Annotated in this window: 2 protein-coding genes and 1 pseudogene; 1 reads left to right on the forward strand and 2 read right to left on the reverse strand. The window is 43.5% G+C overall.

What is annotated here, in order from left to right:
- A pseudogene (locus tag WBV75_RS02950) lies at positions 1-619 on the reverse strand (hypothetical protein); the annotation flags it as partial.
- A gap of 390 nt (positions 620-1009) precedes the next feature.
- Here WBV75_RS02950 and WBV75_RS02955 point away from each other — a divergent pair.
- Complete coding sequence (locus WBV75_RS02955) at positions 1010-2599, forward strand: peptide chain release factor 3 (RefSeq protein ID WP_424119167.1); 1590 nt, start codon at positions 1010-1012, stop codon at positions 2597-2599.
- A 62-nt stretch (positions 2600-2661) separates the two neighbouring features.
- On the opposite strand, the gene WBV75_RS02960 is transcribed toward WBV75_RS02955, so the two are convergent.
- Positions 2662-3511: hypothetical protein (locus WBV75_RS02960; protein WP_424119168.1), on the reverse strand; the 850-nt coding region annotated here is incomplete at its 5' end.

A 3511-nucleotide genomic window follows, 5' to 3' on the forward strand; every position in this document is an offset into this window, starting at 1 on the left:
TAAAATCGCAAATCTCATCTCCGATAGGCTCGTAGGCATCGTCAACACCATTATTATTTTCATCGATACCTACAGGTGGAATAAAATCACTCCGGAATTGTGCTTCCAGATTATCCAGGATTCCGTCGTTGTCCGAGTCGACATCAAGGTAGTCTGTGACACCATCACTATCGGTATCTATAGGTATGAGTCCACCACAACTTCCAGGAGTTTCTTCATAGGCATCATCGAGGCCGTTCCCATCAGAATCAATTCCGGAAGGGGCAACATAAGCATGTGTTCCCTGGGCTTCAAAATTATCGAGCAAGCCATCATTATCAGAATCAAGATCCAGGTAGTCCGGCACACCATCTCCATCGGTATCGAGAGGATTGGTTTCGGGGTCGCCATCTCCATCTATATCAGAATCTTCAACCGTATCTATAATTCCATCATTGTCGTCATCAATATCGACCGAATTGAGCACACCATCCCTGTCTGTATCAATGTTCTTATTCTCCAGGATCTGCCCGGGATTTAGGGTAGGAGTTGAAAGTCCATCAAAGGCTATCAATAGGAATACAACTGAACAAAATACTTTCAGTTTATTCAAATTAGTAAAGAAGTAAAGTTGTTTCATACATGGTCGATTTAAGGTAACGACAAACCATAACTTATTGCACATCTTTGAAATAAACACTGGGGGAAAGTCATTTCAGTGGCCAAATTACTCCTAATCTTACTTGTAGCCAATGGATTACAATTCTATTTATCCAAGACTCTATCAAAGACTTCATAATTCGACAAATTACTTCCGACACCCCTTGGGCAGACCGTTTATCGATGAAATCGGTAATTACTATTATTCCGAAAAAATCTACCAGGCGACTAAAACAGCACTTTATCGATGAGCCTCGATTATTACTAAGATTACTACAATATAAGTAGAATTTTTCTTAAGAAATCTTTTGAGATGGCCTACACTCAAAAGTCCTTGTGTTTTTTGGTACTTTTGCCCAAATTTCTCCCAGTGAATTTTAAACAGGAAATCAAAAAGCGCCGCACATTTGGTATCATATCGCACCCGGATGCCGGAAAAACAACCCTTACTGAAAAATTACTCCTCTTTGGAGGGGCTATTCAGGAAGCAGGAGCGGTAAAAAGCAACAAAATCAAAAAAGGAGCAACCAGCGATTTTATGGAAATCGAGCGACAAAGAGGAATTTCTGTCGCGACCTCCGTCCTCGCCTTTTACTATAAGGATAAAAAGATTAACATCCTCGACACCCCGGGTCACAAGGACTTTGCAGAGGATACTTTCCGGACACTTACTGCCGTGGACAGTGTTATTGTGGTTATTGATGTGGCCAAGGGAGTGGAAGAGCAGACTGAGAAACTGGTAGAAGTCTGCCGGATGCGTAATATCCCCATGATCGTTTTTATCAATAAGCTCGACCGGGAAGGGAAAGACGCTTTTGACCTGATGGACGAGGTGGAACAGAAGCTGGGCTTGCACGTAACTCCATTGAGCTTTCCCATTGGGATGGGATACGACTTTCAAGGTATTTACAACATCTACGAAAAGAACATCCTACTCTTTCAGGGAGAAAACAAACAACAAATTCAGGAGTCGCGCTCCTTTGAAGATATCAACAACCCGGAATTGGAGCTGCTGATTGGTGAGAAAGCTGCCCAGGAACTCAGAGAACACCTCGAACTGGTGGAGGGGGTCTATCCCCCATTCGATCGGGAGGCATACCTCGCGGGTACCCAACAACCCGTTTTCTTTGGCTCCGCTTTGAATAATTTTGGGGTTAAGGAACTACTGGATTGCTTTGTAGAAATTGCACCGACGCCACGCCCCAAAAAATCTGAGGAGCGGCTCGTGGTTGCCGACGAAGAGAAAATGACCGGTTTTGTCTTTAAGATTCACGCGAATATGGACCCGAAACACCGCGACCGACTGGCCTTTATTAAAATAGTTTCGGGCACGTTCGAACGCAATAAACCTTACCTTCATGTCCGTCTGGGAAAGTCCCTGAAATTCTCGAGTCCAAACGCCTTTTTCGCGGAGAAAAAAGCCATTATTGACCAGTCCTTTCCCGGGGATATTGTAGGTCTGCACGACACAGGAAATTTTAAAATTGGTGATACCCTTACTGAAGGTGAAGAATTACATTACAAAGGAATCCCCTCCTTTTCCCCGGAACACTTCAGGTATATCAACAATGCAGATCCGATGAAGGCAAAACAACTGGCCAAAGGTATTGACCAGCTTATGGATGAAGGAGTCGCCCAATTATTTACTCTCGAGCTCAATGGCCGTAAGGTGATCGGTACCGTAGGAGCCTTGCAATACGAAGTCATTCAGTACCGCCTGGAACACGAATACGGGGCCAAATGTACGTATGAGCCGTTTCCGGTTCACAAGGCCTGCTGGATAGAACCTCAGGACCCTTCAAACGAAGAGTACCAGGAGTTTCTGCGGGTAAAACAGAAATTTCTGGCTCGGGACAAGCGCGGTCAGCTGGTATTTCTTGCAGATTCGGCATTCTCCCTTCAAATGACTCAGCAGAAGTATCCTTCTGTCCATTTTCACTTTACTTCAGAGTTCTCTTAAAGTCCGGGGTTGAAATGGATATTCTATATATTGTTACTAGAGTGCCGGAGTATACCTTTCAATCATTGGTTTAAATATTGATTTTCAAGCAATTCGATTATACTTTCTGCCTGCTCAATCAATTGGGGTAATTCAATATTAGCCCGGATATTAAGGAAAAACCGCAGACGCAAATAACCATTAACCATTTGTTTTAAACGGACCTCATCTTCACTTAGCAATTTAAGTCCGTCTTGTTGCGCAATTGCGTAGGCTTCGGTTTGGTGAAAATAATCCTCTGAAATGTTATAAGAATTTGGATTCCAGTATTTTTGGGCCAGAATATTAAAATTTGAATAATTAAGGTCTACTATTTCATCGGCAAGTGCTGAAACCCGGTCACGAGCCATAAGATCCATCCGGTAATCTTCCTCCATATGTTTGGTAAACGCCTCATATTGTGCAATCCCTCTGGACAATTTCTCGTTTCCCTGATCCCTCAGAACACCCGATTGCTTTAACTCATCAATAGTAACCCGATTCCAGGAATAGGGCCTGTTTCCACCCGTTAACAGTGGGAAAAGATCCAGGTTCGATAACCCTTGGATTTCCCGGTTTCGGACATAACTGGACAGACTATCGATACGGGCGACATATTCCAACATTTCAGCTCTTATCTGCTCTACTTCAGCGATATCATCCTGAAGGTCTGAAATCAAAGAAGTGGCATATGACCGTGTCAGTGATTTTCGGGTGGTATTCTCATACCAACCGTCCAGGTAAAAGGCTATCATGATTCCCAGGATCACTACAATGGTATCAAAGACATAACGGTACCAGTCCTCTTTCAAATGCTGTATAAAACCCCTCCAAAGCTGGGGTATCCGGATTTTGTTTTTGTTCATCGGATTCCTGAAAGATCCCGTTTTCGCC

It is taken from the genome of Robiginitalea sp., from assembly GCF_049588695.1.
In the GTDB taxonomy this organism is placed as follows: Bacteria; Bacteroidota; Bacteroidia; order Flavobacteriales; family Flavobacteriaceae; genus Robiginitalea.